At 37.3% G+C, this 13,439-nt stretch carries 17 protein-coding genes; 4 read left to right on the top strand and 13 right to left on the bottom strand.

All coding sequences use genetic code 11. The annotated features are described in order from the left end of the window. Positions 1–8: 8 nt before the first annotated feature. From H9635_RS02220 to H9635_RS02255, 8 genes are all read right to left on the bottom strand, one after another. Positions 9–404 (bottom strand): DUF3397 domain-containing protein, encoded by a 396-nt coding sequence (locus H9635_RS02220; protein WP_191698506.1) that lies wholly within the window; start codon positions 402–404, stop codon positions 9–11. Next, on the bottom strand, positions 401–1,294 hold the full coding sequence (locus tag H9635_RS02225) for a ketopantoate reductase family protein (RefSeq protein ID WP_191698507.1): 894 nt from the start codon (positions 1,292–1,294) through the stop codon (positions 401–403). Before H9635_RS02225 ends, H9635_RS02220 begins: the two co-directional genes overlap by 4 nt. Before the next feature lie 69 nt (positions 1,295–1,363). Continuing rightward, positions 1,364–2,902 (bottom strand): acyl-CoA carboxylase subunit beta, encoded by a 1,539-nt coding sequence (locus tag H9635_RS02230; RefSeq protein WP_191698508.1) that lies wholly within the window; start codon positions 2,900–2,902, stop codon positions 1,364–1,366. A gap of 17 nt (positions 2,903–2,919) precedes the next feature. Beyond that, positions 2,920–3,132 carry a biotin/lipoyl-binding carrier protein gene (locus tag H9635_RS02235; protein ID WP_191698509.1) on the bottom strand — a complete coding sequence of 71 codons (213 nt, stop codon included), beginning with the start codon at positions 3,130–3,132 and terminating at the stop codon, positions 2,920–2,922. 136 nt (positions 3,133–3,268) lie between these two features. Further along, positions 3,269–3,655, bottom strand: a complete 387-nt coding sequence (locus H9635_RS02240) for a transcriptional regulator (protein ID WP_191698510.1) — start codon at positions 3,653–3,655, stop codon at positions 3,269–3,271. Positions 3,656–3,832: 177 nt separating this feature from the next. After that, positions 3,833–4,597, bottom strand: coding sequence for an enoyl-CoA hydratase/isomerase family protein (locus H9635_RS02245; RefSeq protein ID WP_191698511.1), 765 nt, complete (start codon positions 4,595–4,597; stop codon positions 3,833–3,835). A 184-nt stretch (positions 4,598–4,781) separates the two neighbouring features. Further along, positions 4,782–4,955 carry a 50S ribosomal protein L32 gene (gene rpmF, locus H9635_RS02250; RefSeq protein ID WP_008403415.1) on the bottom strand — a complete coding sequence of 58 codons (174 nt, stop codon included), beginning with the start codon at positions 4,953–4,955 and terminating at the stop codon, positions 4,782–4,784. 23 nt (positions 4,956–4,978) lie between these two features. Further along, positions 4,979–5,512 carry a YceD family protein gene (locus H9635_RS02255; protein ID WP_191698512.1) on the bottom strand — a complete coding sequence of 178 codons (534 nt, stop codon included), beginning with the start codon at positions 5,510–5,512 and terminating at the stop codon, positions 4,979–4,981. 187 nt (positions 5,513–5,699) lie between these two features. Between H9635_RS02255 and H9635_RS02260 the strand changes: the two genes are divergently transcribed. Beyond that, positions 5,700–6,908: a nucleotidyltransferase gene (locus H9635_RS02260; protein ID WP_191698513.1), complete on the top strand. Its 1,209-nt coding sequence runs from the start codon at positions 5,700–5,702 to the stop codon at positions 6,906–6,908. Here the strand turns inward: H9635_RS02260 and H9635_RS02265 are convergent, their stop codons facing one another. Then, on the bottom strand, positions 6,909–7,958 hold the full coding sequence (locus tag H9635_RS02265) for a SepM family pheromone-processing serine protease (protein ID WP_191698514.1): 1,050 nt from the start codon (positions 7,956–7,958) through the stop codon (positions 6,909–6,911). A 100-nt stretch (positions 7,959–8,058) separates the two neighbouring features. Here H9635_RS02265 and H9635_RS02270 point away from each other — a divergent pair, with 100 nt between their 5' ends. Next, positions 8,059–8,937 (top strand): hypothetical protein, encoded by an 879-nt coding sequence (locus H9635_RS02270; protein ID WP_191698515.1) that lies wholly within the window; start codon positions 8,059–8,061, stop codon positions 8,935–8,937. A gap of 71 nt (positions 8,938–9,008) precedes the next feature. On the opposite strand, the gene coaD is transcribed toward H9635_RS02270, so the two are convergent. Genes coaD through H9635_RS02285 form a run of 3 tightly spaced genes read right to left on the bottom strand, consistent with a single transcriptional unit; the run spans position 9,009 to position 11,503 of the window. After that, the gene (gene coaD / locus H9635_RS02275) at positions 9,009–9,494 is read right to left on the bottom strand and encodes a pantetheine-phosphate adenylyltransferase (RefSeq protein ID WP_191698516.1); all 486 of its coding nucleotides are present in this window, start codon (positions 9,492–9,494) and stop codon (positions 9,009–9,011) included. Continuing rightward, a complete protein-coding gene (rsmD, locus tag H9635_RS02280) occupies positions 9,491–10,063 on the bottom strand; it encodes a 16S rRNA (guanine(966)-N(2))-methyltransferase RsmD (RefSeq protein ID WP_191698517.1) in 573 nt (190 codons plus the stop codon). Before rsmD ends, coaD begins: the two co-directional genes overlap by 4 nt. A 24-nt stretch (positions 10,064–10,087) precedes the next feature. After that, positions 10,088–11,503, bottom strand: a complete 1,416-nt coding sequence (locus H9635_RS02285; protein WP_191698518.1) for an RNA polymerase II — start codon at positions 11,501–11,503, stop codon at positions 10,088–10,090. Positions 11,504–11,555: 52 nt separating this feature from the next. On the opposite strand from H9635_RS02285, the gene H9635_RS02290 reads away from it, so the two are divergent. Continuing rightward, on the top strand, positions 11,556–11,945 hold the full coding sequence (locus H9635_RS02290) for a DUF7147 family protein (RefSeq protein ID WP_191698519.1): 390 nt from the start codon (positions 11,556–11,558) through the stop codon (positions 11,943–11,945). Positions 11,946–11,949: 4 nt separating this feature from the next. Here H9635_RS02290 and H9635_RS02295 read toward each other — a convergent pair whose 3' ends face one another. Next, the gene (locus tag H9635_RS02295) at positions 11,950–12,222 is read right to left on the bottom strand and encodes a YlbG family protein (RefSeq protein ID WP_191698520.1); all 273 of its coding nucleotides are present in this window, start codon (positions 12,220–12,222) and stop codon (positions 11,950–11,952) included. 278 nt (positions 12,223–12,500) lie between these two features. Here H9635_RS02295 and H9635_RS02300 point away from each other — a divergent pair, with 278 nt between their 5' ends. Beyond that, positions 12,501–13,409 (top strand): glycerophosphodiester phosphodiesterase family protein, encoded by a 909-nt coding sequence (locus tag H9635_RS02300; protein ID WP_191698521.1) that lies wholly within the window; start codon positions 12,501–12,503, stop codon positions 13,407–13,409. The last annotated feature ends 30 nt before the right edge of the window (positions 13,410–13,439 follow it).

The raw sequence follows: 13,439 nt of genomic DNA on the forward strand, positions 1-13,439 counted from the left end.
AGCACAAATTAATCTATCATCATAAATACCATAACCGAATGGGTAATTCCAACAATCCATATCAGGAAATAGCTGAAGCTGAACAACAGGAAATAAATACGCCAAATTTTCCTTAAAAGTGGCTTTATTTCAATCTCCTTCTTCGTTCGCCAATCAATATATGTAAAAATAATCGCAATAACAAGCACTATAATGAGCATTGGCATCATTACTCCAATATCCCACAGTCCTCTCATCGCAATCGGAATTGAAAAAAATAAAAGGAATGTCGTTATATCCGCTGCTAAGCCAATTGTTCTATTTTTTTTTATTCTAAGCTTACGGCAAACGGCCATTACGGCGATAAAAGCAATGATCGGACATAAAATAATTGTCGCAAACGCGAATTGAAGAAATACGATCACGTTTTTTCACCACTCTCTTCAAACGCTTTCACGAGTAAATAAAGCGTCTGTAAAATAGGCATTTTTTTATTATTTTGCTCTGCTTTTTTTAAGACCGCACCAGTAATTGTATCAATTTCCGTTTTCCGATTAGCCAATCTGTCAGCCAGCATGGAGGAATTGTTTTCCGCCGTCCTTTTACATAGTGCAACAACTTGATCAAATTGGAATGTGCTTTCATATTGCGGAAATGTAAATATTATTTCACTGTATAGACTTTTCAACAACAAAAAAGTACTGTTGTCAGAGATTAATTGGCCATTCTTCACTTTCAAAATTGCGGTCAAGGGATTAATAAAACAATTTAATAACGCTTTTTCCATCAGCATTGCTTCTGCATCACGCTCAAATACGATAGGAAGCTGTGGAGATGAAAGGTTTTCTAAAAAAACAAATTTTTCATTATCACCTTTAGCTACTGCAACTTTCATCACACCATTACCTTTATGTGCAACATGCGTTTCCGAAAGTTTCTGCGCACCAAATTGAACTGAGCAAAACGCAATATTTTGCATTTTCAGTGCAAGCGCTTCATCATAATGAGCCAATCCATTTTGCACAAACAAAACAGGAATGGAGTTTTTTACACCTTCCATACTTGCATACACTTCATTAAGTTGTCCATATTTTACAGCTACGATTATTAAATCCGCTTTATTTGAAACTGCCGAAATATACTTACATTGAATAGTAGTGAAAGATTGATCTAAATTTGTACGTATATATTTAAAATCAGTATTCACCTTTTGTTTTGATGGTTTCCCGACAATATATACATCCATTTTCTTTTCCGTAAAATAACTTGCTAGTAATAAACCAACTGCACCTGCACCTATGATTTCAATTCGCATTTTATTATACCTCAAATTTATTTCGAATTAAAAAGGTCTGCCTTCAAGACAGACCTTCAGCTAACATTATTATACTGGATACACCGGATGTTTTCGATACGGTAAAGCAATTTGTTTTGAATTATAGTAATTAAAGCGTTGAATTAATGTATCGCGCAGTTGATTCGGCGCAACAATATCGTCGATTACCATTTCTGAAGCCAATTTATATAAATCAATTTCTTCTTTGTATTCTTCGATTTTTTGTTTTACAAATTGCACACGCTCTTTTGGATCCTCAATCGCTTCAATTTTATTTGAATAAACAGCATTTACAGCAGCTTCCGGTCCCATTACCGCAATTTGCGCAGTCGGTAATGCAATGACTGCATCAGGTTCGAATGCAGGACCACACATTGCATAAAGACCTGCACCGTAAGCCTTACGAACAATTACTGAAATTTTCGGTACAGTCGCAGAACTCATTGCAGAAATGAATTTCGCACCATGTCGAATAATACCTGCCTTTTCAACTTTCGTACCAATCATAAAGCCTGGTACGTCCGCCAAAAATAAAAGCGGAATCGAAAATGCATCACATAATGTAATAAACTTCGCCGCTTTGTCCGCAGAATCTATAAACAATACGCCACCTTTAACTTTCGGCTGATTTGCAATAATCCCCACTACCTGACCATCTATACGAGCGAGACCGGTAATCAGCTCTGATGCAAATAGTTTTTTTATTTCAAAGAAACTGTTTTCATCTATTAATTGATCGATACAGTCATACATATCGAATGGTGCATTTTGGTTTTCAGGAATAATTTCTTCCAATGTTTTACCGCTTTTCGGAGACTTTGTGTCGTCAACCGGCGGAAACTCTGCGAAGTTTGCAGGGAAATAGCTCACGTAACGTCTTGCTTCGAGTATTGCCTGTTCTTCATTCTCCGCTAATACATCTCCACAGCCACTTACGGTACAATGCATACGCGCTCCACCCATTTCTTCGAGCGAAACCTTTTCACCGATTACCTTTTCAGCCATTCGTGGAGATCCTAAGTACATTGAAGCATTGCCATCCACCATAATAACTATGTCGCAAAAGGCCGGAATATATGCCCCTCCAGCAGCAGATGGACCAAATAAAATACATATTTGAGGGATCATACCACTCATACGTACTTGGTTATGGAAAATACGTCCTGCACCACGGCGTCCCGGAAACATTTCAAGCTGATCTGTAATTCGGGCACCTGCAGAATCAACCAAATAAAGCATTGGAACCTGCATTTTTTCTGCAGTCTCTTGAATACGGATAATTTTTTCAACTGTGCGTGAACCCCATGACCCAGCTTTAATTGTCGAATCATTTGCCATAACACAAACAGTTTGTCCATCAATTTGACCAATCGCTGTTACGACACCATCTGCCGGTAAATCTCCAGCCTCACAATTGGCAAAACGAGCATCTTCTTCATATTTTCCATCGTCAAATAGTTGTTTTAAGCGCTCACGGACAAAAAGTTTGTTAGTTTCTTTTAACTTTTCATGATATTTCTGTTGTCCACCTGCATATATTTCTTCTACTTTTTTCTGTAAATGCTCATTATAAGTAGGCTGTGTCATTATCATTCCTCCGTTGCTTATGCTAGTTCTACTAATACATCATTCTCTTCGACAAAATCTCCTTCAGCTACTACAACTTTCGCCACTGTGCCATCTGATTCTGCATCATGAGCTATTTCCATTTTCATTGATTCTAGAATAATAAGTGTTTGCCCCTTTGTCACACTGTCCCCTTCTTTAACACTTACTTCAAATACCGTACCTGCCATTTGTGCTTTTACTTCCGCCATACTAAAAGGCCCCCTTGTTAGAAGATAATTGCGCGTTATTACGCTATGTTTCTACTTCTATTGTAAGTAGCCTTAAAATTAATTACAATTATTTTCTCGTAAAATAATTTTATTTCTATCTATTGTATCTTTTCCTTCAATTTGTTTTCCCTTTTGTCAAAGTAACTCCTTGCTGAAGCCACTTTGAAATTTTGTCATAATCCGACTGTAGTTCTGAATATTTCATTTCCAGATCGTTATATGCCTCTGTCAGTTCTTCGAAGCTGGATAGGGCTAATTTAAGATGACTGCGCATTAATTGCTTAGGACGCTTTCTGACGCTATTTAACACCTGTCCATACTGCGCACGTAATGTTTTATTCCAACGAAAACCACATGCTTGTTTTGTCCGGTTTAATTGCTGTGCTGCCTCTTCAAACGCTTCTAATTGTGTACGTCCATTCTGTACAGTTTGAATAACAATTTCAGCTAACTTTTCATCATCTGCAATTGTCCATTGATCTTTCCTTCTTTTTTGTTCCACAGTTGCACCACCTCATATTTTTTACTACTATATGCCATGATGAACGAAATAGACTTAAAAACAAAAAAAGTTACGAGAAAAATAGTTTTCATCGTAACCAGGGGAATTGATTGTCATTTCGGGTTGCATGATTCACTCAGGACTCGCTCCCACTCAATTCCAATCTCTTATAAAGTTTTATTTTTTCTTGTTCAAAAAATTCTGTACCGCCTGATGGTGTGCTTCAGACTCCCATAGCTTTGCACATAGTCTGATTTCTTCCATAACACGCTCATACATATTGCGCTCACGCCATTTTCTTAATTCAATTTCTTTATAGGCTTGGTGGACAGAAGGATGGATTTTCGCCATATGTTCGATAAAATCTGCAAGCGCCTGTTCTTTTGTCCCTTCAATATATACTCGCATTGCCCAACCAATATCAAATAATGTTTGTGCATCATACGGCTTTGCATCAACCAACATCTTCAATGCGCGGTCATGGCGTAACCCCCGCTCAAATAAATACGTTCCACCGCCCCATCCCGACGTAATCGCTAAAGAGCCTTGAATGAATCCAGCTTTTGCATGAGAGGCCATTAAGCGAAAATCACATGCTGTCGCAATTTCACAGCCACCCCCTACAGCAGCACCATTTATTAATGCAATTGTCGGAACTGGCAATGTAGCTAAATCATATAAAATCTGCCCCATTTTATTGAGCATACCGAAAGCTTCTTCTTCGGTTTCTAAACTATGGAACTCGGATAAATCCCCACCTGAACAAAATGATTTTTCACCTGCACCCGTGACAACTAGAAAACGTACATCATCGTGATTTTTTATGTATGTAATAACTTCTTTCAATCCATCCATAACAGCATAGTTAATTGCATTTCGTTTTTCTTCACGATTAATCGTAAACGTCATAATTCCGTCTTCATTATGAATTAAGTAATCCATCAGCCCATCCCCTTTTATTTATAATATAGCAGAAAATATATTTTGCTATTTTACAATCTAACATAATAGTAATGGAGCATGAATCGTTTGACAATCTATCCGTGCAAAACCATGAATATATAGAAAAAAGACTAGTTAAGAGCCATGGCCTCTTAACTAGTCTTTATATAGCGTAAATACTGAATTATTTCGCTACTACTTCTTTACCTTTGTATTGTCCGCAAGCTTTGCAAACGCGGTGAGATAATTTAGCTTCTCCACAGTTTGGGCAAGCTACCATACCAGGTACAGATAATTTGAAATGCGTACGACGCTTTCTTTTTGCAGTTTTAGAAGTTCTTCTAAATGGTACAGCCATTGATGGCACCTCCTTACAGATATTTATTCATCTGTTTGATCAAAATACTTAGCTAAAGCAGCCAGTCTTGGATCCAATTTTGGTTCGTCAACTTCCTTAGCTTTTTCTACATCTTCATCCGTTGAATAGGCCCAGCCTTTACCGCCTTGCACTTGTCCTTCGGTATCCTCTTTGAATACTTGCATCGGTACTTCCAGAAGAATTAATTCTTCTAGGACTGGTTTCATATCTACGACGTCTCCAACAACATAATGAATATCGCCTTCGATATCCCCGCGATTTTCTTCATCTACCCAACTGAAAATTTCAACTGTATCGATGTTCACAGGATATTCAACATCTTCCCACGTGCGAGCACATGGAAGCGTCAACGTAGTGCTTACCGTTAATTGACAAGTCATTTGCGATGCACCTAAAGTACAAAGCCCTTTTACATGAACGGGTGAAACGTTACGTATATCTGTGTTACGAGTTTTTACATCATCCAATTGTACATAAGTATCAATCGGCATTCCGTCTTTTCGAAACTTTGATAATTGATGAATTGACCATTTCATTCGTTAATCACCTCGAGACAACACTGTTGATTATATAGCTTACAAAAAAAGATGTCAAGATAATTTCTTGTCACTCTTTTAAAACATGCTTATAATCAAGTTAATTCTAACACAATGCATTATTACATTCATTTATAAATGCGTAATAATGTGAACAAAAATTTATTTTATCGTAAGGAGGAAGTTTATGCAAGCAGTCGGCATTATCGTTGAATATAATCCTTTTCATAACGGGCACTTACATCATGTAAAAGAAGCGAAACGTACAACAAATAGCGACGTTGCCGTTGCAGTGATGAGCGGTCATTTTTTACAGCGAGGCGAACCCGCACTCGTCGATAAATGGCACCGCACAAAAATGGCACTTGCAAGCGGCGTTGATGTTGTCATTGAGCTACCTTATATTTTCAGTACCGCACAGGCCACAGGATTTGCTTCAGGCGCTGTACAACTGTTAGAGGCAATGCAATGTACAACATTGGCATTTGGAAGCGAACAAGGTACCATTGAGCCCTTTCTCAACACTTATCATTTAATAGAAAACAATCGTGCACGCTATAACGAAATTATTAAAGAAAATATTCAACTCGGTAAAAGCTACCCACAAGCACTCTTTATTGCCTACGAACAGCTTAAACAACTTTCCCCAAATGCATACATTGATTTAGGTAAACCGAACAATATTTTAGGGTTTCATTATGTAGAAGCTATAAAGCAACTTAATTGCTCGATGCAGCCTGCTACCGTTCAGCGCATCATAGCTGGCTATCATGACGCCATAGATACGAATCATGAAATTGCAAGTGCCACAGGTATTCGCCAAGCGTTATTCAGTGGACAATCGCTCCAAGAAGTAACGAAATATTTACCTTCCGCCAGCATGGAGCAACTTCAAATTTGGCAGAAAGAACATCAGAATTTTGCCAGCTGGGAAAGCTTTTGGCCTTTAATGAAATATGCTATTTTAAGACATACTCCGCAGCAATTAAAACAGTATGCAGATGTATCAGAAGGGCTTGAAAATTCATTAATTAAATATGCAGCTTCAAGCTCAAATTATATGGATTTCATGAATGCGCTAAAATCAAAGCGCTATACATGGACACGTCTTCAAAGGATGCTTTTGCATATTTATACAGGTATAACGAAAGAGCAACTACATGCCTTTTCAAGCCCTAGCTACATTCGTATATTAGGTATGACAACAAAGGGACAGCAATATATTTCAAGCATTAAGAAATCTGTAACGCTACCACTTATAAGCAGAGTAGCAGCTATTACAGATCCGATATTGTCAATTGATATACGTGCCACACAAATGTACCAATTAGGCATACAGCAATTTTCAAATAAAAAAATAGACGAAGATTATAAAACTCCGCCTATACGCTTGTAGCTATTTTTTTGGTTGTAGGTTATTCAAATAGTTTAAAGCATCATCAATCGTTTTTACAGGAACAATTTTCATGTCTGATTCAATGACTGCTGCTGTTTGAACTGCGACTTCATAATTTGAGGTAATGCTCGGGTTATACTCAAGCATTGCTTCTGTTATGGTATCGTCAGGTGCAAAGAAAATGTCGATTCCTTCTTTATCGGCAGAAACAACCTTTTTCTCAATACCTCCAATTCTTCCAACTGTCCCATCCTCCAACATTTCACCAGTACCTGCAATTTCATAGCCCTTTGTAATATCTTCATCGATTAATTGATTTAACAGCTCTAACGTAAACATTAACCCTGCAGATGGACCACCAATATCTTCTGTTTTTACTGTCACTTTCGGGTCGGTTTTAATGGATTTACTTTCAGAGTAAGTTATCCCGATCCCAACCCGTCCTTCTGAGCCTGGTATTTCTTTTATCTCCAAATTTTGATCAATAAGCTCTCCATCACGTTTTACAACAAGGTGAATCTTATCGCCCTTAACTTTCGGTGTTACAATGGTACGAAACGTCTCTAAGCTATCAATCCGCATATTGTCCACTTCGACAATTTCGTCCCCCGGCTTCAAATGACCGTCTGCTGCACCTTGCGCAAGCACATTTAAAACGTATAACCCTTTATATGTGACTTGATAATCAAGACCAGCTCGGTTGAACGCTACATATGTCGCATTAAATTGCGAATCGGTCATATATTTTAATTGGCGCACAGTGTATTCTTCATCATCTTCTTCTTCCTGACGCACGTCGGTCATTTTAACGACATCATAATAATCTGTTACAGCCGCCATCGCGTAGGAAAGTGGTGTTGCCTGCCCCATCGCTACAGTCGTCATAAAAAATGATCCCTGATCATCCTGGTCGCCATTCTGAATTGCCAGAAAATCACTTACATTATATGTACCACCCGGTTTAGTTATATAAAAATCTAACCTGTAAAAAGATAAGCCCATTAATATTATGAAAAAAATACCGAATGCATATTTCCCTTTACTTTCCATTTTTTAGAACGCCCCCAAATTGTTGAAAGACTAATTCAATCGTTGTCTGCATACAATTAGTGTAGCATTTGAACGAGCGAATGACAAAATATTGAAAAGGATGAAAATTATTTGGACAATCCTTTTATGTATTGCATTAATTAGTTTATTATTATTTTTCCCAGAAATTACTCATGAAGGTGCAGATATTGGCGTCAGCCTATTTATGGAGGCTTTATTCCCATACTTATTACCTTACTTAGTATTAACAAATTGGCTTTTGAAATTAACTCATTCCCACAAAAATATATCTTTTCTTGTATTTTTACAGACGTATGGAATCAGTGCAATAGGGGGATATCCTACAGGTGCGGCGACAATTACGCAACTCGTGAAGCGTAATTCGATTACAAAAAAGCAAGCAGCCTATTTACTCGGAATATGCCATTGTCCAAGCCCTCTTTTTTTATTTGGATTCGTCGGTAGTGACCTATTAAATTCTACTACTCTTAGTTGGCAATATTTACTTCTTTTACATAGCTTTTCATTCATTTTGCTGATCATCGTATATTTAAAAGTCCCTACACTTTCCAATGAAGTTCAAAGAGTACCTAAGGATCCAACCCCTTTTACTACAAGCGTTCGGGAAAGTGCTCCGACTATTTTAATTGTAGCAACAACGATTATTTTTTTTACAACGATTTATCACGTGTTTTTACATAGTGTTGAAGTCGTATTTGATTCAATTCCTGCCTATTTGGAACTTGCAATTGCAAGCTTTCTTGAAATGACAAATGGTTTATTTTTACTTCATCAACATTTGTACGGTGATATGCTGTTGTTTTTTACAGTTGTATTATTAACTACTCAAAGTTTAAGTATTCACTTACAAGTAATCGTCATCGCACGCACTGCCAACATTGCCATACGTCCTTATATTATGATTCGGGTTCTATACAGCATTGTCATTCCACTCTTATTTGCTTTATTTTTTCTATAGAAGAAATTTAGCGGAAATTCCACAAAAAAAAAGCTTTTGCGGAGAATTTTTCTCGTCCGCAAAAGCTTTTATTAGTGATTAAATTTTTCTTTTAATGCTTTATCGACGACAGCTGGTACAAGCTCGCCCACTTTACCACCATACTTTGCTACTTCCTTAACAATGCTGGAACTTAAAAAAGAATATTGGTTCTTTGACATAATAAAGAACGTTTCAATATTTTCATCAAGCACACGGTTCATCGATGTAATTTGCATTTCATACTCAAAATCCGAAACAGCACGCAACCCACGGACGATTGCTTTTGCTTTTTTTTCGCGCGCATAATCAATAAGCAGTCCCGATGAAGTTTCAATTCGAATATTCGGCAAATCCTTTGTCACTTCTGATATTAATGCGGTACGTTCTTCAATCGAAAACAATGGATTCTTTGATGAATTATTCAATACAGCAACATATACAATATCAAATACATCTGCTGCACGACGGATAATGTCAATATGGCCATTTGTTATTGGGTCAAAACTTCCAGGTACTACTGCAATTTTCTCTGTCAAACGACTTCTCCCTCTTCCTCTACATGACGATAAATCGAAATGATTGTGCTGCCATAAACTTCTTGCCTCGCAAGGCTGAAGACCCCATATTTTTCCGGCAATGTCACTTCTGTAGAATGTTCACACATAATGATAGCATCTTCGGCCAATTTCCCGCCTTCTACAAGAGTCTCCACTAAATCATAATATTCTTTTTTATGATAGGGCGGATCCACAAACAAATAGTCAATGACGATATCTCTTTTTAGTAGTGCCTTTACCGCACGCATTGCATCTGTTCTGAAAAGTTCCGTTATCTCTTCATAGCGGCATTTTTTTATATTTTCCTGTAGCACTTGAAAAGCCCGTGCGTCCTTCTCGATAAATATAGCATGCGCAGCCCCGCGACTTAACGTTTCAATCCCAAGACCTCCACTACCTGCAAATAAATCCACCGCAGTACCGCCATTAAAGAATGGTCCTATCATATTAAAAATGGATTCTTTTACTTTATCTGTAGTAGGACGTGTCGTATTTCCCGCAATCGCCTTTAAAGGCATACCTTTTCTGTTTCCTGCAACAACGCGCATGATTTCCACCAAACTTTCTAATAACTAATTTCCAGGTTCCGTAATTGTAAGACGATTACTCGATTTATTTATTTCGACTAAAAATAGGCGCTGTAACCATGACTCTTCAATAAAGTACTGTCCCGCAACTTGTTTAATCGGCAGTGAAACCGTGTTGTATCGTCTTTGGTTGAATACATAGAATCCCGGATCATTTGGGAATCGGAAAGCACGAGTCTCACTCGTAACATAATACCCATTTTCCCCAATACTCACATCATACCCTAAATGTTTTAATAATGAATCTGCAGAATATAGAACTTCAGCATCTTTCAAAATAACCTGAACATCGGATTGTTTTTTTAAGTTCACATAAATTTCTCTTGGGTCATTATATAAAAATGGGTATCGCTTATCCAGTTGGGCATTCATCGTTAAAAACTTTGTGGAAGCTCCTAAAACTTCAGACAATAGGGCATCCAATGATTCCACGTTTAGAGCTTCGCCTTCCATTTCACGTAAACGCTCTCTCCACTCTTCTAACTGTTCATCCGTCATTTGAGCGGTAACTGTCGAAGAGATATATTTCGTTTTTTCACTTCCAAAAATCTCACCAGTTAAAAATGATGCGACCATCTCCTTAAGCCAGTGTGGACTCTCTCCAAAATCATAAGTTGTTTCAAGCTGAGAAATAATGACCTTTTGCTGTACTTTCGCTACGGTAATGTCTGGCAAAAAGAGCATACGGAATCCTTCCATACCATCGATGTTTGTACCGTTAATAACTGCTAAATGCTCTTCACTTAAAAATTTTACATTTTCCAATTTCTCATAAAACGCAGGCTTTAATGGAGTTTTAGAATAGATGGATAAAGCGCCTATCTTATTTTGCAAATCAAATCCGCCATCTTGCCAGAATAGATCTTTAACGGGACCTTCCCCACTGAACATAGAATAGTTGACTAAAGATAGTTTTTGCTCCCCAATTAAAGGTATTCCTGTTACCCACTGACCTTCAATTTCCTGTTCCGTCGTAATATGTATAGTTGAAAACTGAACATTGCCATCTTTTAATGAGGCAAATACATTTTTCATTAACTTTCGCGACTGCAGCCCATTCTCCAATGGAATAACGTAGGAAATAGATTGTGCCCTCGTTTCCCCTTCTTTAAACTTCTTGGAGTCCTCACTTAAGCGTGCACAGCTATGTTCATTTTCTATAAAGCAATTCGGGTTAATCGAGCTTCGCGGCCATTCTATTGTTAGCTCTTCTTTCGGCAAGTTTTTGAAATGTTGCCGAATATCCAAGCTTTCCCCCCGATATACTATTTCAATTTCCTGTGAATAATTGTAGCCTTTATCTACACTCCCAACTTCATCTGAATAAACTTGGAACTGCATAAAAAGCACAGTTCCAATTAATACGGCTAAAAATGAAAAAATACTTACGGCAATTTTCATGTGCCTATCCTCCTGCATCATGATACTATTGTAAAGAAAGGAAGTGCTATAATTGATTCAGCAATTTATCGAACTAGGTCAAGGCTACGGAGATATTTACGAGCTTTGTGAACTAATTAAAACAAATGAGCCTCGATTCCATAACGCGTTCATTTTTACTGCGAACCATGAGGGTGCTACTGTTGCTTCACTTGCCGTTGCATTTAAACCATCAGGTGAAAGCAAATTCATGCCAATTTATATTTGCCGCGAAGGGATTCCCTACAATGAGGAAAAACTTTCGAAGCGAATCCAAATATTTAAACAAACGGTCCAGGAAGCTGGACAGCAGGAAAATATTTTCGAAATTAAACACTCATCTATTTTTTCGGAAAAAAATCAATTTTATCAATACCTAATTGGAATTTTACGATTAAATCATTATATACCACCAATGCAATAAGCCATTATAAACCGATTTTATAATCGTATTCTTTTGCTTTATCTGGCTTTGCATTTTCAAATTCATTTTTTACAAATGGGCGGTACGATTCTACAACGTCTTTCACAAATGGAAGACGTTGTAATTTGTTTTTCAGCGTTTCAATTTCATCTCGATTGCAATAAATTACAACATACTTTAATTTTCTTGAGATGAAATTTACATGTCCATACTTTCTTAGCGACTTCGCGTGCTTTAATTGATGAACGTATATAATTAACCCTTGTCTTTCATTCATGGAAAACTCCCCATTTCTTCTATAAAAAAATTTATATTTAGCCAATTCATACAACAAATTTCTGCAAATTCCCTCTGTTTTTCTACCTTCTTATCCAATAAAAGCATACCAAATGTACAATTTGTTAGCAACAGAGTTTAGACAGTTGCACTTATTTTCCGTTATAATGGAAAATAGTAGCGTGTTATGAACACACTATATTAATCTAAGATTTCAACACCTTATATTTTGCACCTAACTTACAATGAACAATGTACGGTCAGAGGAGGACGAATTTAATGGGAAAGAAAACAAAAGTTGCTTTAGCAATTGCTGCGGCAAGCGCAGCGGCATGGGCAGGAACAAAAGCGATTTCGAAACCACAAAAACGTGAATCAAAAGAAGCATTGCAGTTTGAACGTCCAATAATTATCGCACAACACGGTGGAGCTGGTTTAGCACCTGAACATTCTTTGCTTGCCTTTGATCAAGCTAAAAAAATTGGTGTCGATGGTTTTACAGTCAGTGTCCGTCTTTCAAAAGATGAAGAAATTATTGCTTTTCATGACGAAACGATAGATCGTACAACAAATGGCTCTGGTTTTGTGAAAGACTTTACATTCGAACAATTAAAAGAGTTTAATATTGGTTATAATTTTGAGGATTTAGACGGTTCATTCCCTTATAGGGAACAGCAGGTTACTGCAGTTACGTTACGAGAGTTGTTTGAATCATATCCAGACAAATTGTTTATCGTTAACATTCAGGATAGTCCAGATACGTATGAAGGAAGTTTAATGCCTTCTAAACTATGGCGCTTAATAGAAGAATTAGATATTCAATATCAAATTATCGTTTCCAGCCCTTATAGCGAACAAATTGACCGCTTCAATCTGTATGCACAAAACCGCATCGCACTAGGTGCAGGTGAGGGAGATATTAAAAAGGCAATGACTTCATTTACAAGTCAATTCGGCCATTTATACCATCCGAAAGTTGATTTATTTGTAGTCCCACTTAAACAGGGCGTGTTCAATTTTGATTCACCGCGTTTTGTAAAGTTTTTATCGGAATTAAATGTACCGACAATTTATAGCGATATTGATGATTTAGTGACGATGAACCGCCTGCTTCGTCAAGGCGCAATGGGAATTGTAACAAATCGCCCGGATGTAGCTGAAGTATTAATTCAAAAAATTTCACAGTAATACGCATCTATTCCAGAATAAAACAAAAGC

Origin of the sequence: Solibacillus faecavium, from assembly GCF_014836905.1 — a bacterium.
In the GTDB taxonomy this organism is placed as follows: domain Bacteria; phylum Bacillota; class Bacilli; order Bacillales_A; family Planococcaceae; genus Solibacillus; species Solibacillus faecavium.

Bases quoted from the DNA above. Each gene is read 5' to 3' on its own strand.
- H9635_RS02225 (WP_191698507.1), bottom strand. From the start codon at position 1,294: ATGCGAATTGAAATCATAGGTGCAGGTGCAGTTGGTTTATTACTAGCA.
- H9635_RS02230 (WP_191698508.1), bottom strand. From the start codon at position 2,902: ATGACACAGCCTACTTATAATGAGCATTTACAGAAAAAAGTAGAAGAA.
- H9635_RS02235 (WP_191698509.1), bottom strand. From the start codon at position 3,132: ATGGCGGAAGTAAAAGCACAAATGGCAGGTACGGTATTTGAAGTAAGT.
- H9635_RS02245 (WP_191698511.1), bottom strand. From the start codon at position 4,597: ATGGATTACTTAATTCATAATGAAGACGGAATTATGACGTTTACGATT.
- rpmF (WP_008403415.1), bottom strand. From the start codon at position 4,955: ATGGCTGTACCATTTAGAAGAACTTCTAAAACTGCAAAAAGAAAGCGT.
- H9635_RS02255 (WP_191698512.1), bottom strand. From the start codon at position 5,512: ATGAAATGGTCAATTCATCAATTATCAAAGTTTCGAAAAGACGGAATG.
- H9635_RS02260 (WP_191698513.1), top strand. From the start codon at position 5,700: ATGCAAGCAGTCGGCATTATCGTTGAATATAATCCTTTTCATAACGGG.
- H9635_RS02265 (WP_191698514.1), bottom strand. From the start codon at position 7,958: ATGGAAAGTAAAGGGAAATATGCATTCGGTATTTTTTTCATAATATTA.
- H9635_RS02270 (WP_191698515.1), top strand. From the start codon at position 8,059: ATGAAAATTATTTGGACAATCCTTTTATGTATTGCATTAATTAGTTTA.
- rsmD (WP_191698517.1), bottom strand. From the start codon at position 10,063: ATGCGCGTTGTTGCAGGAAACAGAAAAGGTATGCCTTTAAAGGCGATT.
- H9635_RS02285 (WP_191698518.1), bottom strand. From the start codon at position 11,503: ATGAAAATTGCCGTAAGTATTTTTTCATTTTTAGCCGTATTAATTGGA.
- H9635_RS02295 (WP_191698520.1), bottom strand. From the start codon at position 12,222: ATGAATGAAAGACAAGGGTTAATTATATACGTTCATCAATTAAAGCAC.
- H9635_RS02300 (WP_191698521.1), top strand. From the start codon at position 12,501: ATGGGAAAGAAAACAAAAGTTGCTTTAGCAATTGCTGCGGCAAGCGCA.